This is a genomic window from Myxococcus sp. NMCA1 (genome assembly GCF_026810205.1).
GTDB classification, from domain to species: domain Bacteria; phylum Myxococcota; class Myxococcia; order Myxococcales; family Myxococcaceae; genus Myxococcus; species Myxococcus xanthus_A.
Genome location: NZ_CP113950.1, coordinates 1,544,205 through 1,568,587, shown reverse-complemented (window position 1 = coordinate 1,568,587; position 24,383 = coordinate 1,544,205). Strand labels below are relative to the sequence as shown.

Genomic DNA, 24,383 nt, shown 5'->3' with positions numbered 1-24,383 from the left:
TCGAGCCGCGGGTGTGCAGCCCCGCTCATCGGAACCATGCGCCCCGCTGAGGGGGGGGCAGGCCTGGCTCAGATGATTTTGCGAAGCAGAGACAGCGCCCGCTCCAGCAGCTTCTGCCACAGGGGCCGGCGGCGGAACTCCGCCAGCGTCACCTCGCGGCAGTCCCCGCAGTCGGTGCGGAAGGAGTCCTCCAGTTGCTGTCCCAAGCGAGGGTCGGCGAAGACCGCGTTCACCTCGTGATTGAAGGCCAGGCTGAGGCGCTCCAGGTTGAACGAACCGATGGTGCCCCACACCCCGTCCACCACGGCCGTCTTGGCGTGCAGCACGCCGCGCTGCCACTCGAAGATGCGGACGCCCGCGCCCAGCAGCCGCTCGTAGAAGGCCCGGGCCATGAACTCCAGGATGGGGTGGTCACTGCGAGCGTTGAGCAGCAGATGGACCTCCACCCCGCGCCGGGCCGCCTCGCGCAGCGCCATCACCATGCGCCGGTCCGGGATGAAGTAGGCGGCGGCCACCAACACGCTGCGCCGGGCCCGGCGGATGGCGTGCAGATAGGACCGGTGGATGCTTCGCCGACTGGACAACACCGCCAGCCCCACCGCGCCGCGCCGGGGTGGCGGGTTGCGCAGGCGCTCCAGCCGCCGGGTCAACCGGTGGAAGCGGCCCTGGAACATCATCCGCCACGTGGCGGAGAAACACCGCTCCAGTTCGTGGACGGCCGGCCCTTCGATGCGCAGCACGTCGTCCCGCCACGCCGCGCCAATCTCCGCGGGTGCCCAGTGGGCGGAGATGTTCACCCCGCCGGTGAAGGCCACCTCACCGTCCACCACCAGGATTTTGCGGTGGTCCCTCCGCAGCAGGTGCCGCAGCCCGCGTGACAGGCTGAAGGGCTTGAAGGCGCGGATGTCCACGCCCCGCGCGCGCAGCCCGGCGAAGAAGCTCCGGCGGCTCGTCCAGGAGCCCACCGCGTCGTACAGCACCTTCACGTGCACGCCGCGCTCGGCCGCCTCCGCCAGCGCCTCGCCGAACAGTTCGCCGACGGCGTCGGAGACGAACATGTACGTCTCCAGGCGGACATAACGGCGCGCCCCGCGGATGGCCTCCAGCATCGCCGGGTAGGCCTCCACGCCGTCGCGCAGCAACTGGCAGGCGTTGCCCTGCACCACCGCGTGGCGGCGCGGCAGGTAGTAGCGCGACAGGAGCAGCCCGGAGACGTTGGGACTCCACACCGGCCCATGCTCCGGCACGGGCCCCGGGGGCGTGGGCGCACGCCGCGGCGCGCCCGTGTCCGCTTCACCCGACTGCTCGGTCAACGCCTCCTGGTCACGCATGGCCTCCCAACGGTGCGGATGCCCGCGCGACCCGGCAACCCGAGCCGCTTCGCAGCCTGTCTTCCCGTGCCAACCGGTGTCCGGAAACCGACGGGACAATCCCGCGACTTCACGGACACCGGAAAGCCGTGGCGCGTCCTAGAGGCCGTACTCCGCGCGCTTGGCGTCCGCGCGGGTGGCGCACGGCTGGTCGAACTCCGGGAAGTACTCCTTCACGTGGTCCAGGGTGGCGGAGGCGCTCTTGTAGTTGCCTTGGTTGTAGTAGCCCTCCACCTCCAGGAGCAGCTTGGAGCAGGTGCGGTCCAGCTCCTGCTGCGCCGCCTTCATGCGCTCCTGGGCGTCGTAATAGAGGTCCGGCTTCGGCTCCGGGTGGGCCTCCAGCATCAGCCACGACACGCGGAAGGACTTCCAGGCCTCGTAGCGGTTGCGAGCGCCGATGTCCGGCGTCTGGAAGTGCTTCAAGCCCCGCTTGTGGTACTCGGTGGCCTCGCGCACCAGCTCCTCGGGCAGCAGGTCCGGCAGCAGCGCGCGCTCCACCCAGATGTTCCAGATGACCCACGGGTCTTCGCCCGGCGGATTCTTCACGTTGTCGAAGATGATGCGGTTGGGCTCGCCCTTCTTCAGGTGCTGGGCCGGAATCATCAGTTCGATGGAGCGGTCCTGGCTGGCCAGCGTGTCGGGCGGCACCTTGCCCACGTCCACGCCGTTGACGCTCACCACGACCTCGTCCTTGGAGATGCTCCGGGCCTGGTAGTGGAGGATGACCACCGCGCGCGTGGCGGCGGTGTACTCCCACTCGAAGACCTTCATGTCCGCGCGCTCCCACGTCACGCTCGGCCCCAGGCCGAACGAGTCGCGGATGGGCTGCCCGCTGAGCATCGAGGGCTCCTCGCCCACCGGCTGGCCGTCCTCGCCGCTCAGCACCAGCCAGTAGAGGACACCGAACAGCGCGAGCACCATGGCCACGCCGCCACCGATGATGCCGGTGCGCACGCCCTGGCTGGCGTCCGCCCAGAAGAGCTTCGCGCTGGACACCACGCCAGGGGACTCACGCCGGATGCGCGCGCGCTCCGCCGCGGACAGGCCACCACTGCCCCCGGCTGCTGGCGCCGGACGAGCCCGGACCGGCGGGGGCGAGCTGGACGGCCGCTTCGCGGGCGGTGCCGCTGGCGCCGAGCGCTCGATGGCCGCCCGTGAGCCGCTCTGCCCCTGGGACACAGGGCGCAGGGCCTGCAGGTTGGAGCGGGTGGCGCCCTCGCGGATTTCGTTCAGCTCCTCCTGGTCGGCCCCCTCCGGGGCCAGCGCGACGCCCTTGTTGCGCTGCCGCTTCAGGGAATCCAGGGAGACGATGCGCGTGCTGCCATCGCCTTCCTGGGCGCCGGCGGGGAGCTCCTCTTCACCCGTGGCCGGCTCGTCCGTCAGCATGGCGAAGATGAACGTCACCGGGCCCAGGGTCAGCTTGTCGCCGTCCTCGAGCACCTGCGTCTTCACCGGACTGCCGTTGACGAGCGAACCGTTGGCGCTGCCCTGGTCCTCGACGGCGTAGGCATCACCGTCGAGGAAGATGCGGCAGTGGCGCCGGGACACACCCGGGTCGAACAGCGCGACGTCGCAATCCGTCGAACGGCCGATGAGAACGGAGTCCTGGTCGAAGACGAACTCCTTACCGGCTTCTCTACCCTCGGAGATCGTCAGCTGGAAAGGCATGGGGGGTTACAATCCTACAGAGGCCCGCGCCGCTCGGGCAACGGCCGCACGCGCGGAGGCCGGTTCCATGACCTGCGCCTCGCCCCCAAAGGACAGGACCCACTGGGTGAGCCAGCGTTCGCTGTCCCCCGCCACCAGCACCTCCACGCCCCCATCGGCAAGCGGGCGGGCGTCCTGGCCGAAGCGCTCCTTCACATAGGGGGCGGCCACGGAGGAGAAGCGCACGCGCACCGAAGAGTCCGTCAGGCCCCGCGCCGGGTTGGGCACGTCCGCCCGGGCGTCCGCGGGCGGCTGGAAGGGCACGTCCGTGACGAGGATGTCCTCCATCCGGTCCAGGCGGAACAGGCGCGCGTCCTGCCGGGTGTGGCAGTAGCCCTGCAGATACCACTGCCCCCGGTGGCTGAGCAGTTCGTAGGGGCGCACGGTGCGCGGCTCCGGCGACCGGCCGGGGCTGGCATAGCCGAACGTCACCTCCAGGCGCTCGATGATGGCCCGGGTGAGCGGCCCCAGGGCCAGGGGCGCCTCCGTGGACGCATCAATCTTCCGGTACATCTCCCGGTAGCGCTCGCGGGTGGCGGGCGGCAGCACGCGCTCCAGCTTCTGAAGGGCGCTCTGCAACGCGTCCCCCGTGGCCGGCCGCAGCAGCTCCGCCGACGCGGCCAGCGCCGCGGCCTCGCCCGGCGTCAACCGGGGCGGCGCGAACAGGCGCTGGTCCAGGTCCACGTAGACGCGGTCGTTGTCCACGTAGATGTCGATGTAGTCGTCCGGGTTGAAGGGCGGCCGGCCCACGCAGGTGAGCAGGTCCAGCTCCTCCAGCAGGTCCTCGCGGCTGACGTTGAGGGCGCGCGCGAGCGCGTCCACCGTGACGCCGGGGTGCTTGGAGACGTAGGGAACCAGGAACAGCAGGCGGCGGAGCCGCTCGTGGACGTTGCTCATGCGCTCACCTTGTCCAGCGAATCGTCGTGGCACGACACGATGCGCGAGGCCATCTCCCGCAGACGCGCCTGCGCCCGCTCCGGGCCCTCCACGCGGCAGTCCGGCCCCAGCGCCAGGCAGAAGCGCATCAGGCCGTCCACGAACGTCACCGGCAGCCGCGCCCGCACCGCCCCCTCCTCCGCCGGTTCCAGCGTGGCGCCGGGCAACAGGCTCGCGGCCCGCGAGGCGAGCGTGCCCGACAGGTGGAGCACCACCTCCACCTGCTCATGGAAGCGGTGCTGCCACGGGAAGTACGCCACGTGGGCCTCCAGCGAGAAGTCCGCCGGCACCTGGAAGTCCGGCGTGCGAGGGCGCGCCGTGTTCACCTTCAGCTCGCGAATCCGGTGGACGTGGAAGGTCCGCAAGTCCTTGCGCAGGTGGCAGTAGCCCACCAGCGTCCAGGCGCCGCGGCGCAGCGCCAGGCCATACGGGTCCACGCGCCGCTGCGTGGTGCCGGCCTGCTTGGGGCTGGCATACGTCAGGTCCACCCACTTGCGGGCCGCGCACGCATCCCAGAGCTGCTCCAGGCGCGCGGAGACCTCCTTCTCCTGGCCCTCGTGCACGGAGCCCAGCTCCATGCGCACCCGGGGGGTGGGCAGGGATTGACCGGCGAAGAAACCGATCTTCCGCAGCGCGTGCGCCAGGTCGTCCCGGCCCGGAAAGGCGCCCGACGCCAGCGCCGCGGAGCCGGCGGCGTAGAGCACGGCCAGCTCTTCCTTGGAGAGGTCCGCCTCCGGAAGGTAGTAGGCGTCCCGGTCGACGATGTAGCCGTCCCGCCGCTCGTCATCGCCCTGCACGTACGTCAGCGGAAAGCCCAGCTCCACGAGCTCCGCCTTGTCGCGCTCGAACTTGCGCTCGGCGGCATCATCGGAGCCACCGTAGTCACCGGGGAAGTGCTCGCGCAGCTCGGCCCAGGAGATGGGCTCGCGCGCGTCGAGCAGAAGGGCCACGAGGTCGAGGATGCGTTCGGTGCGGTCCATTGGAAAGGTCGGCGACGATGCCGGGCGGACCCGGGAGGGTCAAGAAGTGGACGTGTGGGTGGGAAACAGTTGAGCGGTCCGTCCGCGTCCGGCGAGATAGCCGGACGGACCTGAACAGACAAGCAGGTAATCATCTGTACGTACGGTTGTCCTCATTCCAGCGGGCAAGGACTTGGGAGGGGGGCTCGCACTGCGGGCATGATCTGGGTTATTGCTGCACCATTCCGTGGAAGTGGAGACGACGTGGACGGGCTCGCCTGTCCGGATGCCGCATGGCCGAAGCGGCGAGCGGAGCCTCCGAAGGGACTCACGATGAGCGGCATCACCCTCGTCCGTAATATGGTGGCCGGGTTGGCGATGTTCGTGGGCTTCACGAGCATGGCCGCGCCTGCGCCCGTGCGCGCGGAGCCCCTCTACTTCGCCGTCGAGGTCCGTCGCGACGGGCGCCTGGTGGCCCAGCCCAAGCTGCTGGGTGAGACGGGCCGCACCCTTCGCGCCGAGCGCCGCCGTCCCGGAGCGCCCCTGCCCGACTACCGGCTGGTCCTCACGCCCAAGGCCGAAGGCCAGTCCTTCCTCCTCCAGCTCGACCTGCTCCTGCCCGAGGCGAAGGGTCACTCCGAGCTGGCGCTGCTCCACGGCCAGGAGCGCAAGCTCCAGCTCGGCCGTGTGCCCGGAGAGCTCGAGGTCTCCCTGCTGCTGATGAAGGTGGACTCGCCGGAGTTCCGCGCGCTCATGCAGCTGGGCGAAAGCTGCGGCAAGTCGCTGTCCACCTCGTCCATCTGACCTGCTACAGCACCGCCAGGTCGTTGCGGTGCACGGCCTCGTCCAGGTAGCGGTAGCCCAGCACCGCTTCGATGTCCGCCGTGTGGTGGCCGGCGATGCGTCGCAGCTCGTTGGCGTCGTAGGCCGCCAGCCCCCGCGCGAACACGGCGCCCTCCGCGTCCACCAGGTCCACCGGGTCTCCGCGCCCGAAGTCGCCCTCCACGCCGCGCACGCCGCTGGGCAGCAGGCTGCGCTTGCCGGTGACAATGGCCTCGCGCGCGCCGGCATCCACCGTGAGCGTCCCGCGTGCGCGCAGGGCATGGGCAATCCACGCGGCGCGGGCGCTGCGGCGGCTGCCAGTGGGCTCGAAGAGGGTGCCCACGTCCGCGCCTTCCAGGACGGCGCGCAGACGGCCGGGCACGGCGCCGGACGTAATCACGCAGTGGATGCCAGAATCGGACGCGCGCGCGGCCGCCCGCACCTTGGTGCTCATGCCACCCGTTCCCACCCCGCTGCTCGTGCCGGTGGCGAGCGCCAGCACCTCGGGCGTCACCTGCATCACCGTGGCCAGCAGCTCCGCGCCCGCGTCGCGCCGGGGGTCTCCGGTGTAGAGGCCCTCCACATCCGACAGCAGGACGAGCGCGTCGGCCTCCACCACGCCGGCCACCAGCCCCGCCAGCGTGTCGTTGTCACCGAACTTCAGCTCGTCCACGGAGACGGTGTCGTTCTCGTTGATGACGGGGACGACACCCGCCGTCAGCAACCGCTCCAGGGTGTGCTTCACGTTGAGGTAGCGGCGGCGCTCCTGCACGTCCTCGTGGGTGAGCAGCACCTGGGCCACCGCCTTCCCACGCGCGGCGAAGGCCTCTTCGTAGGCCTGCATCAGCCGGCTCTGCCCCACCGCCGCGCACGCCTGCTTGCCTGGAATGTCGCGAGGGCGCGAGGGCAGGCCCAGCCGCTCGACCCCCAGGGCAATGGCCCCGCTGGACACCACCACCAGTTCGCGGCCCTGCGCGGCCCACAACAAATCCTGGCCCAGCGCATCGAAGTGCTGACGGTTGAAACGTCCGGTGGCGTTCGTCAGCGCGTTGGTGCCGATTTTCACCACCACCCGCCGGGCCGAGCGTAGGGCGGTGCGTCCCGTGGCAATCGAACTCACGGGGCGTCAGCGTAGGTCAGAAATGGAAGGCGCGCGCGTCCGGCGTGTTTTCCCCACAGCGGCAGTCATAAAGTCCGTACGGAAAAGGTGGGGGCCCCAATGCCTCCGCCAGGAGAGCACGGTTTGAAGGAAATCTACGGCAACACCCTGGGCCTCAAGTCGAGCGAGCAGCACCGGTTGCGCAACACCTTCCGCCGGCGCGTCCCGCCGCACGAAATCGTGTCGCCCGAGCTTGCCCGGCACCTCACCGAGCTGTCGCGTGAGCTGAACCGGCAGGTGGGTGTGCTCGTCAACCGGAAGGGCGAAATCGAGCACGTCATCGTGGGCAGCGCCCACAAGCTCGAGCTGCCGGACATCGGCCGCGCTCGCGCGGGCCAGGTGCGTCTGCGTGGCCTCCGCCTGGTCCACACCCACTTGAAGAGCGAGCCGCTCACCAAGGACGACCTCACGGACCTCGCGCTGCTGCGCCTGGACTGCGTGGCGGCCATTGGCGTGGGCCCCGAAGGACTGCCCGGCGTCCTGCACTACGCCTACCTCATCCCGGAGAACGGCTCCGGCGACTTCTGGCATGTCGAGACGCTGCCCTCCGTCCACGTGGAGCAGCCGGACCTCGTGGATACGCTGGGCGCGTTGGAGGAGGAGTTCAACCGCAAGGCGGCGTCGCGCAAGGTGGGCGGCCGGGAGAAGGCCATCCTCGTGGCGGTGTGCCTGGACGGCAACCGCGCCCTGGCCGAGTCCAGCCTGGCGGAGCTGAAGGAGCTGGCGCGCACCGCGGGCGTGGAGGTCATCGACTCCATGCTCCAGGTGAAGCGCGAGGCGGACCCACGCTACCTCATCGGCCGCGGCAAGCTGGAGGATCTCAACCTGCGCTCCATGCAGTCCATGGTGGACCTGCTCATCTTCGACAAGGACCTCACTCCGTCGCAGGGGCGCCACATCGGCGAGGCCACCAGCCTCAAGGTGCTGGACCGCTCGCAGCTCATCCTCGACATCTTCGCGCAGCGCGCGCAGAGCGCCGAGGGCAAGCTCCAGGTGGAGCTGGCGCAGCTGAAGTACCGGCTGCCGCGGCTGGTGCAGAGCGACGATTCGCTCAGCCGGCTCATGGGCGGCATTGGCGGACGGGGTCCTGGTGAGACGAAGCTGGAAATCGACCGCCGCCGCGTGCGCGAACGCATCACCCACCTGGAGAAGCGCATCGACGCGATTGGCCGGGAGCGCAGCGTGCGCCGGGCCCAGCGCAACCGACGCGAGCTGCCCGTCATCTCCATTGTCGGCTACACCAACGCCGGCAAGTCCACGCTCCTCAACGCGATTACGAACGCCGAGGTGCTGGCGGAGAACAAGCTGTTCGCCACGCTGGACCCCACCAGCCGACGGCTGCGCTTCCCGCAGGAGCGGGAGGTCATCATCACCGACACGGTGGGCTTCATCCGGGACCTGCCCAAGGACCTGGTCGCCGCCTTCCGCGCCACGCTGGAGGAGTTGTACGACGCCAGCCTGCTGCTCCACGTCGTGGACGCGGCGGACCTCGCCCGCGACGAGCAGGTGGAGGCGGTGGAGAACATCCTCGAGTCGCTCGACTTGATGGAGAAGCCGCGCCTCATGGTGTGGAACAAGGCGGACCTGCTGCCGCCGGACGAAGTGGAGGCGCTGCTGCGCACCCGGGGCGGCGTGGCCATCAGCGCCGCGACGCGCGAGGGCCTGGCGACGCTGCTGGCCAAGGCGGACACCACGCTGTTCGCCGAGGGCGCCACCGAGGCCATCGGCGCCGTCTGAGCCCGCGGTTGCCGGGCAGGCACGGCTCCCCGTAGAGTCGGGGGGCCGTGTCGATTCCCTCGCTCACACCCCTGCTGCTGGCCCAGGCTGACTACGCGAAGCCTGTGTCCTCCATGTCTCCGAAGTACATCGAGCTGCTGGAGCAGAACAGCCACATCATCTATCCCGTGCTGGCGGTGCTGACGCTGGTCATCATCGCCGCGGGCGTCCTCCAGGCCTGGCGCACGCAGGACCTGGACGGACTCCAGAAGAACGAGTTCAAGCGCGCCATCGTCAACGAGCTGCGCCGCAACATCAGCGGCATGCCCGGTGACCAGTTGGCGAAGTCCGTGGGGCTGGACCGGCTCAAGACGAACCGCCTGCTGGAGCAGATGCAGCAGGAGGGTATGGTGGTGAGCCACACCAACTCCCAGCGGCTCACCGTGTGGCGCGTCCGTGGCGCCACGCCGGACGCCGCGCCGCGCCGCTACTGAAGGCCGCTCAGACGCCCGCCAGCTCCGACTTCGGCTGGCGCGTCATCAGGTCCACCACCGCCGTGCGCGCGCTCTTGCCCTCGTGGGCAATCAGGTACACCTGGTGGCAGATGGGCAGCTCCACGCCCGTCTTGACCTCCAGTTCGTGCGCGCTGCGGGCCGTCTTCACGCCTTCGGCCACCTCCTTCATGTCCGCGAGGATGTCCGGCAGCTTGCGGCCCTTGCCCAGCTCCATCCCCACGTGCCGGTTGCGGCTCAGCTCGCCCGTGCACGTCAGCACCAGGTCGCCCATGCCGGACAGGCCGGAGAGCGTCAGCGGGTTGGCGCCCTTGCGCACCGCCAGGCGCGTAATCTCCGCCAGGCCGCGGGTGATGATGGCCGCGCGCGCGTTGTGGCCCATGCCCAGGCCGTCCGCCATGCCGGCGGCAATCGCGATGACGTTCTTCAGCGCGCCGCCGTACTGCACGCCCACCACGTCCGTGGAGGTGTAGCTGCGGAACGTCTCCGTCTGCAGCGCCTTCTGGCAGCGCAGCGCCACCTTGTCCCAGTGGGAGGCGATGGTCACCACCGTGGGCATGCGCCGCGCCAGCTCCTTGGCGAAGCTGGGGCCGGACAGCACCGCGAGGTACGGGTGGAACTCCTCCGGCAGGCAGTCCTCCAGGAGCTCCGTCATCGTCAGCAGCGTCCCGTTCTCGATGCCCTTCGACACCGTGACGATGGGGACATGGCGCGGCAGGTACGCCTGGGCCTTCGCCACCACCTCGCGCGTGGCGTGGCTGGGCGTGGCCAGCACCACCAGCTCCGAGCCCACGAGCGCCTCCTGGAGGTCATTCGTGGCGCGCACGCGCTCCGAGATGGGGATGCCCTTCAGGTAGGTGGGGTTCTCGTGCTGCGTGTTGATGGCCTCCACGACGGAGGACTCACGACCCCACAGACGAACCTCCTCGCAATTGACCGCGAGCACGTTCGCCAGGGCGGTACCGAAGGAGCCGGAGCCGATGACACTGCCACGCATGGAAGACCTCGCTAGAAACCAGTCACGACGCCAAAGGTGATGACGGGCATGAAGTCCGTCTCGTCAGGCCGGGTCCGGATGTCCCCGCCAATCGTCAGAGCGTAGGACGTTTTCTCACTCACGGGGATTTCCGCGCCCAACCGCACCGGAAAGGCGCCGGACAGCGCTACGTCAGGGGGCAGGCCGCCCAGCGGCACCCCTTGAATGGGCTCGGTGTCCAGCGCCATCAGGTAGCGGACGTCCAGGAACAGTCGCGGCGAGCGGGCGCCCGCGATTTGGAGATTGCCGACGACGCCGGGCAGCACGTTCCAATTGCGGCGGCCGCTGTAGTAGCGCGCGCCCCGGTCCTCCACGCTCGCGGGCCGCAGGAAGAAGGCGTGGCTTCCCTCCACCGCCACGCCCACGCTCCACCGGGGCCCGCCGTCGAGCACCATCCACCGCGCGCCCACGCGCAGCTCGTTCATCAACCCGTAGGCGCTGTCCACGCCGGCCAGCACGTCCACGCGGCGATGGACGCCCACGGCGACTCGCGCGGACACGATGGGAAAGCCCAGGGCCAGGCCCACGGCCATGCCCCCCGCCCCCATCGTCCGGGCGCCGAGCAGGCTCACGCGGTTGGGGACGGGCGGCGGCCTGACGGGAGCCGGCGGCGTCCGGGGCGCGGGGATGGCGGCCTCGTCGACGGGCACCAGCGGCGGAACTTCGGGCAGCTGGGGCAGCGTGGCCGCCGCCTCCGCATCGGGGACAGCGGTGGCGCCCGGGAAGGACTCCCAGGCCGCGTCGTCCGGAGCTTCGTTGCGAGCGGGCGCGGCGACCTGGCCGGGTTGCGCCCAGGAGGTGTCCGGCGCCGGGTTGCGCCGAGGCGCCCCAGGAGGCTCCGCTGGCGCAGAAGCCGCCGCGGGCGCGCTTCCCGAGGACACACGTGCCGGTGCCCCGCCTCCAGACGCAGGCGGTCCTGGCTGGGACGGCACGGATGCTTTCGACGAGCCCTCCGAGGGGACACGCGCCTTCGAAGCCTCGGCCCCCGCCACCCTCGCCTGCGACGGCACGACAGCCGTGGACGCGCCCTCCGCCGGACGAGCTTGGACGTCTCCCACCAGGGCAAGCACAAGCAGGGGCAAGGAGGGGGCGGAGCGCATGGTGGGAAGCCTCAGCTTAGTCCGACGGGCATATAAGGCACGAGGCAAGCCCGCCCGCTTGGAGGCCAAACCGGGCCTGCGTCCGGAAGCGGTCAGCGGCATGCGGGAAACGTCGCCGCGCGAGGCATCCTCCGGTCTACCATCCGCGCCGCTTCGGCAGGCGCACACGGGAGTCACACGGGATGAGGGCTGGAGGGCGCGCGGCATTGTTCATGGCACTGGCGCTGGCGGCGTGCCGGAGCCGACCCTCGGACTCACCCGCGGTGGACGCGGGCACCACGGCGCCCCCTGTCGAGCGCGCGGCGCTCCCCGACTGCGAGGTGCTGCTGCCAGCGGACGACCGCGAGCTGATGCTCCCCGGCTTCACCATGAAGCAGGAGCGCGCCTGCCCGACGTGTGGCCCGCTGTGCAGCTTCCGCTCGGACGCGGAGCCCGGCCTCGCCGTCTCCATCACCTGGGACTGCAACGCCCGCTACGCCCAATCGGACATCCAATCGTTGATGGCCCCGACCCTCCAGGCCGGCGGCGTGGCGGTGCCCGCGCTGGGCCGTGCCGCGGTGCGGCGCGCGCCCGCCCAGGGCATGTCCCAGGTGCTGGCCTGGGATGACGACACGGACTGCGCGGTCGTCGTCACCTGGCTGGGCGGTGAGACGGAGCGGGCCGTGGAGGTGGCGCGCTCGGCGCTCATCGCCACCACGCCCGCCGTGCTCGACGCGGGGACACCCGGCGCCCGGGAAGAGGACGCGGGGGACTCCGGCGAGCCCTGAGGCCCACCGGACAGCCCCCGTCCCCTACAGCGTGAGCAGGTACGCCACCAGGTCGTCGACCTCGGCGTCGGTGAGCTGCGCCGTCACGCCGTGCTGGTTCGACTCGCGGCCCTGCATCAGCCGGTCCTTCAGCGACACGGCGCTGCCGTCATGCAGGTACGGCGCGGTGCGGGCCAGCCCCAACAGCGACGGCGTGTTGAGCCCCTGCTTGCGCACCACCGGGTCATCCTGGAGCGGCCCCGAGGTGACGAATGTGCCCACGTCGGCCTGCGTGTTGAGGGTGAAGTGCTCCCCTCCGTGGCAGGTGTCACACGCGGCCTTGCGGAACACGGCCTCGCCGCGTGTCTGCGCGTCGGTGAGGACGTCAGCCCTGTGCGGGTTGTCCGGCGCGGGCAGCACGTCGATGAAGTCGGACAGCTGCGCCACCATGACGCCGTCCAGCACCGTCCCGCCCATGCGGTGGCGCACCGTCGCGTCGAGGAAGTCCCGCATGGTGGAGAACTCGCCGCTCCAGTGGAACGGCCCCGTCTTCGTCATGCTCCGGCCCGCGAGGCTGGGCGTCTGACGAGGCCCGTCCGGGAAACCCCAGACGTGGCCGTCCTCGCGGCCATCGGGATGACAGCTCGCACACGACGCGCCCACCGACGTACTGGCCATGCGCGAGTCCAGCGCGCTGAAGAACAGCTTGCGGCCCGCCACCTCGTTGGGCGCCAGCACGTCGCCTGCGATGGGCAGCGGCGCGCCGTCCGTGCGGATGTTGGCGGTGCCACCCGCGCCGTCGCTCACCAGCGTCGTCACCGTGTGGTCGAACGCGTTGTAGACATAGGCCTTGCGCCCATCCCGCGTCATCGCGATGCCGGTGGGACCGGAGCCCACGCGCACCAGCTGACGCACCGTGCTGCCCAGGCCGGCCATCAGGTCCGAGCCCGAACGGCGCCCCGTGGGGATGATGGCGACGTTGTCCGTCTCCCGGTTCACCACGAAGGCCCAGAGGCCCGTCGGGTCCACCACCGCCGCCACCGGCCCCTGGATGGGGTGCGTCAGCTCCGGGCTGATGATGGTGGAGGGCGGAAAGTCCGGTGACAGGTCCGGCGGCGGACGGCACCGGTCCAGGTCATCCACCCGGGGCGTGCCCGTGTCCGTGTCGAAGGTGACCAGCCCCGGCGCTACCACGCCGCCCGTGTTGCAGGGCCCTCCGCCGCCGTAGAGCGAGCCCCCGGTCGGCGGGGTCGGCGTCCCGTCTGGAGACAGCGGGTCCTCCCGCGCCCACATCACGGTCGCCAACGCGCGCTCTCCATCCGGCGTCACCGCCACGCTCGACATGCTGCGCGGCTGGAAGCGGATGTCCGCGGCCGGAGGCAGCGGCGTCAGCCCGTCCGGGGCCGCGGCCACGTTGTCCCGGACGTTGGCGCGCGCGTACAAGTCCGTCTGCTCACGCGCCACGCGGGGCCGGTCCGCGTCCGTCAGGTCCACGGAGACCAGGTCGCCCTGACGGAAGCGGGTGATGAGCGCGCGCTTGCCACCCTGCGCCAGCGCGATGCCTCGGGGCTCATCCCCCACCGGCAATTCCCAGCGCACCGACAGCGAGCGCGTATCCACCGCCATCAACGAGCCGTGGCTCGACGTCGCCAGCGCGGTGCTGTTCACCACGTACAGCGTGTCCCCGGCGGGCGACACCGACAGGCCCACGGGCTCCACACCCACCGCGATGCGGGCCGCCTCGTTCCAGTCGCCCCGGCGGATGACGGACACGCTGCGCGAGCCGCGATTGGAGACGTAGACGGTGTCGTCCGGCCCCACCGCCACGCGCTCGGGAAGGAGGCCCACCTTCACCTCGCCCACCTTTTCACGACGCGCCGTGTCCACCACGGCGAGGACGCCGTTGTCCGAGTCCACCACGTAGAGAAAGGCGTCATCCCGGCTGAGCGCCACCGAGCCCGACGCCTGGGTCCAGGTCGCCTGGGCATCGCGGTCTTCACACGCCGGAAGCGCGAGCATCGAGGCCAGCACCGTGGCCAGGACCGTCCGTCTCATGGAGGGGTTCCCTTCCTCGCGGCGGCCCGTCCCACCCACCAGACACCGGGCGGCCGCGTCCTGAGCGGGGAAGAAGGCGGCCGGCCCACGTCGCACGCCTGCCCCGCAGCCGCCCATGCTTGCACCAGAACACCCCCGAAGTCGATGACGTCCGCACACACTCCAGGTGGTGGTGGACACTCCCCTGTCGGGGGCGTGGGTGAAACGCCACGAGCGTGTAGCGCCGGGTGGGAGTAAAGGAGAGGGGCCGTGTCCCGCACTCCGCCCCGCTTCCTCAACTTCCGGCGCACGTTCGCGCTGCTCATCGTCCTGGTGGTGGTGCCATCCGCCGGCCTGTCCGGCTTCGGGGTGGTGGCCATCATCAACGAGCGCGCGGCCGTGGAGAAACGGCTGGAGGCCGCCTGGCGCGGCACGCTGGAGTCGCTGTCGGAGGAGCTGCCGGGCATCCTCGCCTCGGCGAGCCTGGAGCCGGTGAATGACCAACTCCAGTTCATCCTCCCCGACGGGCAGCCCGTGTCGGAGCCGGACGGCGCCTTCCAGTTGGAGGACGGGCAGGTCCGCACCCGGGACACCCAACTGGCGGAGGCGCTCTCCACCGTGGTGCCCGAGGCGGGCGGACTGCCCACCGAGCCCACCGTCTTCTCGCTCACCGCGGGCGGGCGCGCGGTGCTGGTGGCCGCCGAGCGACGCGGCAGCGTGGTGCACGGCGTGCGGCTGTCGGTGCAGAGGCTGGAGGCCCTGCTGGCCGAGCGCGTGGACCCCCGGGCCGTGTCCAGTGAACCGGTGCGCTTCGCCCTGCTGCCCGTGCCCCGGGAGCCCTCCGATGGCGGACTGATGGGGCGGCTGGTGTCCGAGGTGGCGCAGGCGCGCGCCAGCGCCATGGGGCCCACGGGCCTGGCGGAGCGCGTGCTGCCCTCGCCCCTCCAGGACTTCCGGCTGGTGGTGCTGCCCACCGGCGAGGACCCGGTGGCGCGCGCGTCCACGCGCAACCGCGTGCTGTACGGCGTGCTGCTGGGCCTGTTCTACCTGACGCTCACCTTCGGCGTCGTCTACACCGGCCGCGCGCTCTACCGCGAGGCGCAGCTGTCGCGGATGAAGACGGACTTCGTGTCGCTGGTGAGCCACGAGCTGCGCACGCCGCTCACGTCCATCCGCATGTTCATCGAAACCCTGGCCCTGGGGCGGCTGAAGGACCCGGCGCAGATGCAGGAGGTGCTCACCCTGCTGATGCGCGAGACGGAACGCCTGTCCATCTTCGTCGAGCGCGTGCTGGACTGGGCGCGCATCGAAGGCGGGCGCAAGGTGTACCAGCGCGAAATCGTGCCGGTGCCGGAGCTCGTGAACGCGGCGGTGGAGGCCTTCCGCACCCAGCGCATGGAGGACGGCGTAGACCTGACGGTGGATGTGTCTGACGGCTTGCCCGCGCTGGACGTGGACCGGGCCGCGGTGGCCGGCGCGTTGCTCAACCTGCTGCAGAATGCCTACAAGTACAGCGGGCCGGAAAACCGCCGCATCACCCTCCAGGTCCGAGGCAACGACAAGTGGGTGGACCTGTCGGTGGAGGACAACGGCTTGGGCATTGCTCCCAAGGAGCGCAAGCGCATCTTCGAGCGCTTCTATCGCGTGGACAACCTGCTGACGCGCAGGACGGAAGGCAGCGGGCTGGGGCTGGCCATTACCCGGCGCATCATCGAAACCCACGGAGGCCGCATCTCCGTGCAGAGCGAGCCAGGCAAGGGAAGCCGGTTCACCATCCACCTGCCGGCGGGGAAGGCATGAGCGACAAGACACGGAGCATCCTGGTCGTGGAGGACGACCTGTCCATCCTCACGGGCCTGTCCATGAACCTGCGCTTCGAGGGCTACGAGGTGCTCCAGGCCCAGGATGGCCGCACCGGACTGGCGCGCGCGCTGGACGAGTCGCCGGACCTGGTGGTGCTGGACGTCATGCTGCCGGAGCTCAACGGCTTCGAGGTCCTCAAGGAGCTGCGCCAGCGCGGCCGGGACACGCCCGTCGTCGTGCTCTCCGCCAAGGGCATGGAGACGGACAAGATTGTCGGCCTCAACCTGGGCGCGGACGACTACGTGGTGAAGCCGTTCGGCCTCCAGGAGCTGCTGGCCCGAATCAAAGCCGTGCTGCGCCGGCGCTACCCGTCCGCGGGGGCGGGCTCGCCGCCTCCGGTGACATTCGGCGACGTGAGCGTGGACATGGCCGCCCGCACGGTGGCGCGCGCAGGGACGCCGGTGGAGCTCACCGCGCAGGAGTTCAAGCTGCTGGCGCACTTCCTCGCGCACCCGGGGCGCACCTTCACCCGCGAGGAGCTGCTGTCCGGCGCCTGGGGCTACCACTACGAAGGCAGCGCCCGCACCGTGGACAACTTCATGCGCCAGCTGCGCCTGAAGTTCGAGCCCGACCCGGAAGCCCCCCGCCACTTCCTCACCGTGCGCGGACTGGGCTACCGCTTCGAGCGCTGACGGGCGCTCACGGTCCGGCGATGCCGATGTGGCGCGAGTCCTCCAGGTCGAAGGGCTTGCCGTCGAAGCGGCCGTAGCGCTCGCGCGGCACCAACCCCGCCGCGGTGAGCGCCGCGTCCAGCTCCTCCGGCGTGAAGTGCCGCAGCTTGAGGCGGCGGATGGGGCTGGGCCCACCGGGCGCACGCCGCTCGCGCAGGTGGAGGGTGAAGAGCGGGCGGCGGGGCTCCAGGCCGGCGCTGGGCGCCTCGTCGTCCCGGGGGAGCACCGGCTCGCGGGGCGTGTTGAGCACGTCGTAGACGAAGGAGCCGTCCGGCGTGAGGTGGTGGCGCACCGTGGCCAGCAACGCCTCCAAGTCATCCTTTCCCGGCATCAGCCCCAACGCGTGCTGGGGCGCGAGCACCAGTGGGAAGCGCTCGGACAGGCGCAGCGAGCGGAGGTCCGCCACCTGGAAGCGCGCCCTGCGTGAGACGTCCTCGGGCTCCGAGCTCCGCTGTTCCTCGGCGGAGCGAATCATCACCTCCGAAGGGTCCACGCCCACGGCGTCATGGCCATGTCCCGCCAGCGCCCACACCACCCGGCCATTGGCGGCTCCCAACACCAGCACGGGCCCGCCATGCTCGGCCGCCTGACGTGTGTAGAACAGGAGGTCCGGCTCCTGACCGACAAGAGAAAGTGGCATCCGGCCCCGCGCGTCATGACCACCCATTCGAGGAAGGAAGTAGCACGAATCCGGCCTCGCCCGGGACAGGCCCGTACGCACGCTGGGAAGCGGATTACCCACATCGTGTCTGGCGCCCAACGGACACGCCGCGCTTCAAGGCTGCTCGTGCTGGCACCGTCCTTGCCAACGAACGGGGATTGAACACGACGACCCACTTCGGGCCGATCGGCTTTTCAGCAGGGGACGGTGACGAGATGAAGCGCGGATGGGGATGGGCGGGCGCGCTCTTCATGGCGGGCTGGGTGTGGACGGGCTGTGGCTCGGGGAGTGGCACGACGGACGGACAGGACTTGGACGTCCCGCCCTCGGAATCCCCCCAAGCCCCGGAAGGCGATGCAGGCACGCCGGACTCGGGCACGCCGGATTCAGGGACAGCGGACGAGCCCGACGCGGGAGAACCGGATTCGGGCACGCCGGACGACGACGGTGGCACGCCGGATTCGGGTACGCCGGATGACGACGGTGGCACGCCGGACGGGGGCCCTGTGGAAGTGCCCCTGCCCACGCCTTCCGCGGCGAACTGGGAGTTCTTCGGCCGCGAGGCGGGCGGCCCCCGCTTCATCCACGGCGTGAGCGCGGACGCATCCGGCAACATCTGGGTGGCGGGCGGCGAAGAAGGGCTCTTCCTCATGAAGAAGGGTGAGCGCACCTTCCGGCGTTACACGATGGCGGAAGGCCTGCGCCCGTACGGCTACATGCCGGACGGCAGCGCGCCGCCGGGACCGAAGTACCTCAAGGTCATCTCTGTCGCGGGCGCTTGGAACGACACCGTCTTCGTCGGCTACGAGGGCATGCCGGGCGACGGCGCGCTCCACTGCGAGAACAACTGGGACAGCAACGCGCCGGACCCCGCGCGATACAAGAGCGGTGACGCCGACCGTGTCGCACTGCGCGCGGACGGCACGCTCGACGTCGTGCACTACGACATCTTCTCGGGACCGAACGTCGTCGAGGCCGAGCTGCGAGGCCGCGAGAAGCTCTGCAACATCTGGCGCATCGCATATGACGCGAAAACCAACAGCGTCTGGTTTGGCGCCAACCACGGCCTCGCCCGCGGTGATGCGGACTACCGGGGCGACCCGACGTGCAACGGGCAGTTCCACTGCTGGGGCGTGGAGGAGCACTCGCACCCGGGCATCAACGCGTACATCTACACGAACCCCACGGCGGACCGGGCCCAGTACGGAGAGGACCGGAGCCGGTGGAGGGTTCAGCCCGCGCTGCTCACGGATGCGTACTGGGGCCTGGGCGTGCGTCCGGACGGCGACGTCTGGGTCGGCGGCGCCAACCGGACGACGCGCTACTTCTACGGCACGGTCGCGAACGATTTCTGGGAGGGCCAGACGCGTACGGAGTCCCGAGCCTCCGCATGGAACCGCATCGACATCTGGAAGGACGCGGTGGGCGAGGAGCGCTACTCCCGTCCGGAGCAGCGCACGGATGACCTGGTCTCCGGCATCGCCGTCGTGGGCACCTCCGCCTGGGTGGGCTCCTTCGGCCACGGCCTCGCGGAGCTGAACGACAGCGGCCAGGTGGTGCGCACGCTGAAGAACGAGCTGGCCGCGCCGCACGTGGCCAGCGTGGCGGCGGACCCGGCCAACGGCAGCGTCTGGGCCGGTCACAGCTGGGGCGGCGGCCTCTCCCGTGTCCGGGGCGGCTCCGTCTCCCACTACGGCCTCTCCGTGCTCGGGCGTGAGCTGTCCAGCATGCGCGTGCCGGACATCCAGGTGGACCGCTCCGGCCCGCGGCGCCGCATGCTGGTGGCCTTCCAGGGCACCACGCTGAGCGATGGCACCGTGATGCCGGGCACCATCGGCGTCTACTCCGGGGACTAGCCACACCTCGCGGCAGGGCCGTGGCGGCCGCTTCGTTCCAAGGGAGCGGCCGCTCCTATTTGTACCAGGGGTACGTCAGGTTGGCGGGCAGCAGGAACGCCCAGCCCGCGTCGATGACGATGGGGCCCCGGCCGGGCCTGCCGTACACCTGCACCGGCGCCAGGGAAACGCCTTCCTCGAAGGGATAGGCCAGCGGCTTGTACCCCTGACGAAAATGCACGTTTTGAAGCACCACGCGCTGTTGCTTCGGGGTGTACAGGGTGGCGACGAACAAGACATCGTTGTCGTCTCCGGGCAACTCCTTCCGCTCGACCGTCATCAGCAGCGAAACCCGCACATCGGCTTCCACGCTTCGCACCAGCCTCCGCGTGTAGCGAGGCGCCAGCCAGAAGGCGAGCAGGCCGATGACCACGAGCAGGCTCCCCCACACCGGGAGCTGGGCACTGAACGGCCATCTGTGTCTTCCGGCATCCAGTTCCTGCTGGAACGACGACCACCCATAGAGCACCGCCAGGGCCCCCAGCACCACGCTCGCGCCAGCCCAGCGAAAGGTGCCCGCGAGGTGCTGTCGCAGCGCATCAATCAATTCGTCACGATTCCTCTGTACGGGCTTCGCCTCGGGGCGCACATCCGTCATCACAGAGTCCTCCAGGTTCGCTGCCCCGCGTCCTAAGCCGCCACGCCGCCCGCCGATAGCGTCCAAATCGAGCGCCGACGTCCGCCGCCGGCCAGGACGCCCCGGGTCGAACCGATGCGGGCTGACCTCCTTCATGTGTCTCCGTGCGGTGACAGCGGGCCGTGGGCAGCCCGCTTCCGCCCTGCACCGGATGCCCACCCTGCCCCGGCCGGCCCACGGATGGCCGGCTGCTGGGCGGGCATCATCCTGAGGGACAGGAAGTCACCACGAGGCGCGAAGCCGTCTAGAATCCCCGCCGGCCATGCCCGCCCTGCCCCCCGCACCCATCCCCTCTCACACCGTCATTGGCGCACGGACTCAAGGGGAACGGCTCTCCGCCCAGCTCTTCCACCTCGTCCTGCTGGACACCGAGCGCGCCGGCACCGTCTTCCCCCTGGCCAATGAAGCCCTCCGCGTGGGCAAGGCCCCGGACAATGACGTCGTCATCGACCACCCCACCGTGAGCCGCAACCACCTGGTGGTGCGCCGCCAGGGGGACCGCTTCCTCGTGCAGGACCTGGGCTCCACCAACGGCACCTTCCTCGACGGTGCCCAGGTACGTGAGGCCTTCCTCCGCCCTGGCGCCCTGCTGGAAGTCGGCGACGTGCGCCTGCGCTTCAGTCCCCAGGTCTCCCCGGTCCAGGTCGAGCCCATCCTGGAGGACCGGCTGGGCGACCTGGTGGGCCGCAGCCTGCCCATGCGGCAGATTTTCGCGCTGCTCCAGCGCATCGCGCCCACCGACTCCACCGTGCTGCTGGTCGGTGAGACGGGCTCCGGCAAGGGCGCCGCCGCCAAGGCCACCCACAAGCTCAGTCCCCGCGCGGGCGGGCCGCTCGTCGTCTTCGACTGCGCCAGCGTGTCCGACTCCCTCATCGAGAGCGAGCTGTTCGGCCATGAGAAGGGCGCCTTCACCGGCGCGGTGAGCCAGCGCATCGGCTGCCTGGAGCGCGCCAACGGCGGCACCCTCTTCCTGGACGAAATCGACGACCTCGCCCTGGACCTGCAGCCCAAGCTGCTGCGCGCCATCGAGGACCGGGAGTTCCGCCGGCTCGGCGCCTCCTCCCCCATCTCCTTCGACGCGCGCATCATCGTCGCCAGCAAGAAGGACTTGTGGGCGGAGACGCAGGCGGGCCGCTTCCGCGAGGACCTCTACTTCCGCCTCTCCGTCTTCACCGTCAGCCTGCCCTCGCTCCGGGACCGCAAGGAGGACATCCCCCTCCTGGTGGATGCCTTCGCGGGCGAAGGCCTGTGGCCCCGGCTGCCGGAGAAGATTCGCGAGCAGTTCACCGGGCACACCTGGCCGGGCAACGTGCGCGAATTGCGCAACGCCCTGGAGCGCGCCCGGCACATGGTGGACATTCCCGAGCTGGCCGGGGACACCCTGCTGCGCGAGTTCACCCGCGAGGCCCCCGCCGCCGCCGGGGACTCCCTGCCGGTGGAGTTCACCGGCCCCTTCAAGGTCTGCAAGGACGAGCTCATCCGCGCCTTCGAGCGCGAGTACCTCACCCGGCTGTTGGGCCGCGCTAAAGGCAACATCGCCCGCGCCGCCCGCGAGGCCGAGCTGGACCGGAAGCACCTGTACTCGCTGCTCCACAAGTACGGACTCGTTCAGAGCGAGACGGACTGAGGCACCCGCAGGCGTCTGGCGCGTCGGACTGGCAAACAGCGGACGGAGCGTGGAAGGGGCTCGTGACACCCGTGCGAGCCGTGGCATGTTCGCGGCGCACTGGGAGTCAAGCCTCCCCCCTCTAGGAGACGTCAAAGAATGAAGCGTCCGTCCCCCTGGCTCGCCATGCTGTTCGCCGGTTTCATGTCCATGCACGCCACCGGCTGCTTCGGCCAGTTCCAGCTCACGCAGAAGATCTGGAACTTCAACAAGAACATCTCCGGCAACAAGTTCGTGCAGTGGCTGATGTTCCTCGTGCTCACCATCATCCCCGTCTACGGGCTGGGCGCGTTCATCGACGCCATCGTCATCAACAGCATCGAGTTCTGGACGGGCAGCAACCCCGTCGCCAGCGTCGATGGCGCGCCGGAGACCACCCGCATCGTCAAGCTGAGCCCCACCGACACGCTGCGCCTGTCGCGTGACGTGGAGACGGGCGTCATGCGCATGGAGCTGGCGCGCGAGGGCCAGGAGACGATGGTCCGCTACTTCGAGCCGCTCGAGGACGGCATGGTGGTCCGCGACGACGCCGGCGCCATGCTCATCCAGGCCCAGGAGGCGACGGACGGCGCGGTGGCGGTGACGGATGCCGCCGGCACCACGCTGACGGTCCACGCCCGTGACGCGCTGGCCGTGGCCCGCCGCGTGTACGAAGAGGGTGGCGCGCAGGCGCTCGCGCAGCACGCCGTGGCCCAGGCCTCCGTGTCCCAGGGCCTGGCCAGCAACACCTGCGTGGCCCAGTAGCCAGCACGTCCACGGCTCACTGTTCGGAAATGTCGGGACATTCGCGGCACCAAAACCCCCGACATTTCCGAACAGCAGCCCGCTCGACGCGCTCCAGCCCCTCCCGCTATTCGGGAGGCGTGCCCGCGTCGGGAGGAACGCCGCCGTCGAGCAGCTCGCCTGGATCCGGGCCGAAGCTCGCGTCCTGCGCCACCACGGAGAAGGTGCCCTCCAGGTTGCGGCCGGCGCCAAAGCCGTCACCCCGGCTGAAGGACATGGAGAAGTCTCCGCGCGTGGGTTCGCCCGGGTTGCCTCCAGACTCCAGCTGCAAGTCACCCTTGTTCACCGGCCCGAAGACGCGCGCGGGCTCGCCCGCGTTGAGGTGCACCACCGTGGCCCGCGCCTGTCCCGACGGCGTGGTGCCCGCGAGGTTCACCTTCGTCCCAGGACGCAGGTCCAGCCCCTCGGTGGACACCGTGAGGCGGACGACCAGGTCCACGTCCAGGTCGTTGTTCCGGTAGTAGCTGACCTGGAACGCCTCCGCGTTGCGCAGCACCTCCACGCGGGACACCTCCAGCGGGAAGAGCTCGGACACGCTGCCGGCCAGCGAGTTGTCCGCGAGGCCGCACGCGGCCAGCCCCGCTCCGGCCATCAGGACCGAGAGGCCCACGGCCGCCAGCGTGCGGACCGCGCGCGTCATCGCTCCACCGCGAGCTTCAGCACGCCCTTGTCCTGCGCCACCACCGGCGCCCGGTACAGGACGACGCGCTTGCCATTGGACAGGTACGCCAGCTTCGGCGACCAGCCACCGCCGGCGTCCACCAGCATCTCCCGCCAGATGCCCTGGATGCGCGTGGAGATGACCAGCGCGTCGTCGTTCGGGTTGCAGCTGGTGTCATTGCGGCTGGACTCGGCGGCGCAGATGTAGAAGGCGATGGACGGCTCATGGTGGACCGGGTCGAAGGCCAGTGACGGATACCAGCCGCCCGTGCCGCTGTTGAACACGGGGTCCGGCATGGACCAGTCCCGCTCGGACGTGCAGGACGTCGCGGAGGCGTCAGCGCATTCCGTGTACGTCAGCGTGTTCGAGTTCCTGTTCAGTACGGCGATGCCGAACCCCTCAACCGGGTCATGCGCCAACGAGGCCCCCAGTTGCGTGTTGGGAACCGCCTGCACGCGCACCAGCGGCGTCCAGGTGAGACCGTCCGCGTTGCGCCGCTGGAAGTGCACGTCCGTGCCAGTGGCCTGCGCTGCCTCTGGCGCCTTGTCGTGCACCAGGGCCGGCTGGGCCCCCGCCATCACCAGGGAGATGTGCCCACCGTAACCCAGCTTGGTATCACCGGAGGACACCGCGACTCGGCGCTGCCAGTTCGTGGGACCACCGCTGGCAATCTCCAGGTCACTGGCCTGGAAGTCCTGTCGCTCGAACTGCCCGCTGTGCCCATCCCGGTAAGCGACGATCGCCTCGCTCCCGTTGAAGACGATGGCGGGGTTGAGCCCCACCAGGAAACCCACGTCCGTCGTGGGGTTGACGGGCTGCGCCTCATTCGATTGCCGCACGACGATGCGCTCCGTCCACGCGCCGGAGGCGCTGCGATAGGACACCGCCAGGTCGCTCTGGAACCAGAACGACGAGGGATCTTCCCGGTCGCCGCCCAGGTACGTCACCACCGGCTGACCGTCCGACCCGAAGGCCACGGACACACCGTACACGCGCTGCACGGTGGCGATGCGCTCCGCCGCGCCGAGCTGCCCGCCGTTGAACTCGCGGTACATCAGGTCCATGTTCTCCACGTTCTCCCGCATCGTCCCGTTGCGGACGAAGTACGCCATGCCGATGCGGTCCTGCGGACCCACGGCCATGGCGATGGAGGAGATGGGGTCGAACTGTCCCTCGCTCGAATCCACCACGAACTTCGCGAAGGCCGAGGTGTCGATCGGACCGCCGTCGGGGTTACCGCCCGCGTCAGGGGGCGTCGGGTTGCTGTCCTTGCCACACCCCAGCGCGAGCACCAGGCCCAGAGCCCAGGCATGCCGTTTCATGTGCCACTCCTCGTGTGTTGTCGGCCCTGCACGTCGTGGCGGCATCCTACGCCAGCGCCGCGCGGCGGGGAGCAACCGAGCATGTTTCATGAAGACAGCGCGAAGAGCCTGCGTGCGCTAGGCTCGC

21 protein-coding genes are annotated in these 24,383 nt (G+C 70.2%); 9 read left to right on the top strand and 12 right to left on the bottom strand.

Features of this window, described 5'->3' with window-relative positions; translation table 11 throughout:
• Positions 1 to 68 precede the first annotated feature (68 nt).
• The 4 genes from OZ403_RS06725 to OZ403_RS06710 all read right to left on the bottom strand — a co-directional run bounded on the left by OZ403_RS06725 (position 69) and on the right by OZ403_RS06710 (position 4,993).
• Positions 69 to 1,331 (bottom strand): phospholipase D-like domain-containing protein, encoded by a 1,263-nt coding sequence (locus OZ403_RS06725; protein ID WP_237081036.1) that lies wholly within the window; start codon positions 1,329 to 1,331, stop codon positions 69 to 71.
• Positions 1,332 to 1,469: 138 nt separating this feature from the next.
• On the bottom strand, positions 1,470 to 3,038 hold the full coding sequence (locus OZ403_RS06720) for an FHA domain-containing protein (RefSeq protein WP_268783730.1): 1,569 nt from the start codon (positions 3,036 to 3,038) through the stop codon (positions 1,470 to 1,472).
• 6 nt (positions 3,039 to 3,044) lie between these two features.
• Entirely contained in the window at positions 3,045 to 3,974 is a 930-nt protein-coding gene (locus OZ403_RS06715) for a helix-turn-helix transcriptional regulator (protein WP_140788348.1), read from the bottom strand.
• Complete coding sequence (locus OZ403_RS06710; protein ID WP_140788347.1) at positions 3,971 to 4,993, bottom strand: helix-turn-helix transcriptional regulator; 1,023 nt, start codon at positions 4,991 to 4,993, stop codon at positions 3,971 to 3,973. Before OZ403_RS06710 ends, OZ403_RS06715 begins: the two co-directional genes overlap by 4 nt.
• Positions 4,994 to 5,191: 198 nt before the next feature.
• Between OZ403_RS06710 and OZ403_RS06705 the strand changes: the two genes are divergently transcribed.
• Positions 5,192 to 5,776, top strand: coding sequence for a hypothetical protein (locus OZ403_RS06705; protein ID WP_442929761.1), 585 nt, complete (start codon positions 5,192 to 5,194; stop codon positions 5,774 to 5,776).
• A 4-nt stretch (positions 5,777 to 5,780) separates the two neighbouring features.
• Here the strand turns inward: OZ403_RS06705 and proB are convergent, their stop codons facing one another.
• The gene (gene proB / locus OZ403_RS06700; RefSeq protein WP_140788344.1) at positions 5,781 to 6,914 is read right to left on the bottom strand and encodes a glutamate 5-kinase; all 1,134 of its coding nucleotides are present in this window, start codon (positions 6,912 to 6,914) and stop codon (positions 5,781 to 5,783) included.
• Between the two features lie 123 nt (positions 6,915 to 7,037).
• On the opposite strand from proB, the gene hflX reads away from it, so the two are divergent.
• Positions 7,038 to 8,690 carry a GTPase HflX gene (hflX, locus tag OZ403_RS06695; protein WP_268784853.1) on the top strand — a complete coding sequence of 551 codons (1,653 nt, stop codon included), beginning with the start codon at positions 7,038 to 7,040 and terminating at the stop codon, positions 8,688 to 8,690.
• A 47-nt stretch (positions 8,691 to 8,737) separates the two neighbouring features.
• A complete protein-coding gene (locus OZ403_RS06690) occupies positions 8,738 to 9,163 on the top strand; it encodes a hypothetical protein (protein ID WP_140788342.1) in 426 nt (141 codons plus the stop codon).
• A 7-nt stretch (positions 9,164 to 9,170) separates the two neighbouring features.
• Here OZ403_RS06690 and OZ403_RS06685 read toward each other — a convergent pair whose 3' ends face one another.
• Both OZ403_RS06685 and OZ403_RS06680 read right to left on the bottom strand, forming a co-directional pair.
• Positions 9,171 to 10,178 carry an NAD(P)H-dependent glycerol-3-phosphate dehydrogenase gene (locus tag OZ403_RS06685; protein WP_140788340.1) on the bottom strand — a complete coding sequence of 336 codons (1,008 nt, stop codon included), beginning with the start codon at positions 10,176 to 10,178 and terminating at the stop codon, positions 9,171 to 9,173.
• An 11-nt stretch (positions 10,179 to 10,189) separates the two neighbouring features.
• Positions 10,190 to 11,098 carry a hypothetical protein gene (locus OZ403_RS06680; RefSeq protein WP_140797487.1) on the bottom strand — a complete coding sequence of 303 codons (909 nt, stop codon included), beginning with the start codon at positions 11,096 to 11,098 and terminating at the stop codon, positions 10,190 to 10,192.
• Positions 11,099 to 11,499: 401 nt separating this feature from the next.
• Between OZ403_RS06680 and OZ403_RS06675 the strand changes: the two genes are divergently transcribed.
• The gene (locus OZ403_RS06675; protein WP_140788337.1) at positions 11,500 to 12,084 is read left to right on the top strand and encodes a hypothetical protein; all 585 of its coding nucleotides are present in this window, start codon (positions 11,500 to 11,502) and stop codon (positions 12,082 to 12,084) included.
• 24 nt (positions 12,085 to 12,108) lie between these two features.
• Here the strand turns inward: OZ403_RS06675 and OZ403_RS06670 are convergent, their stop codons facing one another.
• Positions 12,109 to 14,118: a c-type cytochrome gene (locus OZ403_RS06670; protein ID WP_140853263.1), complete on the bottom strand. Its 2,010-nt coding sequence runs from the start codon at positions 14,116 to 14,118 to the stop codon at positions 12,109 to 12,111.
• 249 nt (positions 14,119 to 14,367) lie between these two features.
• Here OZ403_RS06670 and OZ403_RS06665 point away from each other — a divergent pair, with 249 nt between their 5' ends.
• Together OZ403_RS06665 and OZ403_RS06660 are read left to right on the top strand one after the other, a co-directional pair.
• Positions 14,368 to 15,897 (top strand): sensor histidine kinase, encoded by a 1,530-nt coding sequence (locus OZ403_RS06665; RefSeq protein WP_140788333.1) that lies wholly within the window; start codon positions 14,368 to 14,370, stop codon positions 15,895 to 15,897.
• Positions 15,894 to 16,592, top strand: a complete 699-nt coding sequence (locus OZ403_RS06660) for a response regulator transcription factor (RefSeq protein WP_140788331.1) — start codon at positions 15,894 to 15,896, stop codon at positions 16,590 to 16,592. Before OZ403_RS06665 ends, OZ403_RS06660 begins: the two co-directional genes overlap by 4 nt.
• Positions 16,593 to 16,599: 7 nt before the next feature.
• On the opposite strand, the gene OZ403_RS06655 is transcribed toward OZ403_RS06660, so the two are convergent.
• The gene (locus tag OZ403_RS06655) at positions 16,600 to 17,298 is read right to left on the bottom strand and encodes a class I SAM-dependent methyltransferase (RefSeq protein WP_174259411.1); all 699 of its coding nucleotides are present in this window, start codon (positions 17,296 to 17,298) and stop codon (positions 16,600 to 16,602) included.
• Between the two features lie 152 nt (positions 17,299 to 17,450).
• On the opposite strand from OZ403_RS06655, the gene OZ403_RS06650 reads away from it, so the two are divergent.
• Entirely contained in the window at positions 17,451 to 19,148 is a 1,698-nt protein-coding gene (locus OZ403_RS06650) for a hypothetical protein (protein WP_268783728.1), read from the top strand.
• 55 nt (positions 19,149 to 19,203) lie between these two features.
• On the opposite strand, the gene OZ403_RS06645 is transcribed toward OZ403_RS06650, so the two are convergent.
• Positions 19,204 to 19,785, bottom strand: a complete 582-nt coding sequence (locus OZ403_RS06645; protein ID WP_140788325.1) for a hypothetical protein — start codon at positions 19,783 to 19,785, stop codon at positions 19,204 to 19,206.
• Positions 19,786 to 20,086: 301 nt separating this feature from the next.
• Here OZ403_RS06645 and OZ403_RS06640 point away from each other — a divergent pair, with 301 nt between their 5' ends.
• On the top strand, positions 20,087 to 21,451 hold the full coding sequence (locus OZ403_RS06640) for a sigma 54-interacting transcriptional regulator (RefSeq protein WP_011551462.1): 1,365 nt from the start codon (positions 20,087 to 20,089) through the stop codon (positions 21,449 to 21,451).
• Positions 21,452 to 21,589: 138 nt separating this feature from the next.
• Positions 21,590 to 22,234: a DUF3332 domain-containing protein gene (locus tag OZ403_RS06635; protein ID WP_140788322.1), complete on the top strand. Its 645-nt coding sequence runs from the start codon at positions 21,590 to 21,592 to the stop codon at positions 22,232 to 22,234.
• Positions 22,235 to 22,340: 106 nt separating this feature from the next.
• Here the strand turns inward: OZ403_RS06635 and OZ403_RS06630 are convergent, their stop codons facing one another.
• Both OZ403_RS06630 and OZ403_RS06625 read right to left on the bottom strand, forming a co-directional pair.
• Positions 22,341 to 22,913, bottom strand: a complete 573-nt coding sequence (locus tag OZ403_RS06630; protein WP_140853260.1) for a hypothetical protein — start codon at positions 22,911 to 22,913, stop codon at positions 22,341 to 22,343.
• Complete coding sequence (locus OZ403_RS06625; protein WP_268783727.1) at positions 22,910 to 24,256, bottom strand: hypothetical protein; 1,347 nt, start codon at positions 24,254 to 24,256, stop codon at positions 22,910 to 22,912. The genes OZ403_RS06630 and OZ403_RS06625 overlap by 4 nt, the downstream gene beginning before the upstream one ends.
• Positions 24,257 to 24,383 lie beyond the last annotated feature (127 nt).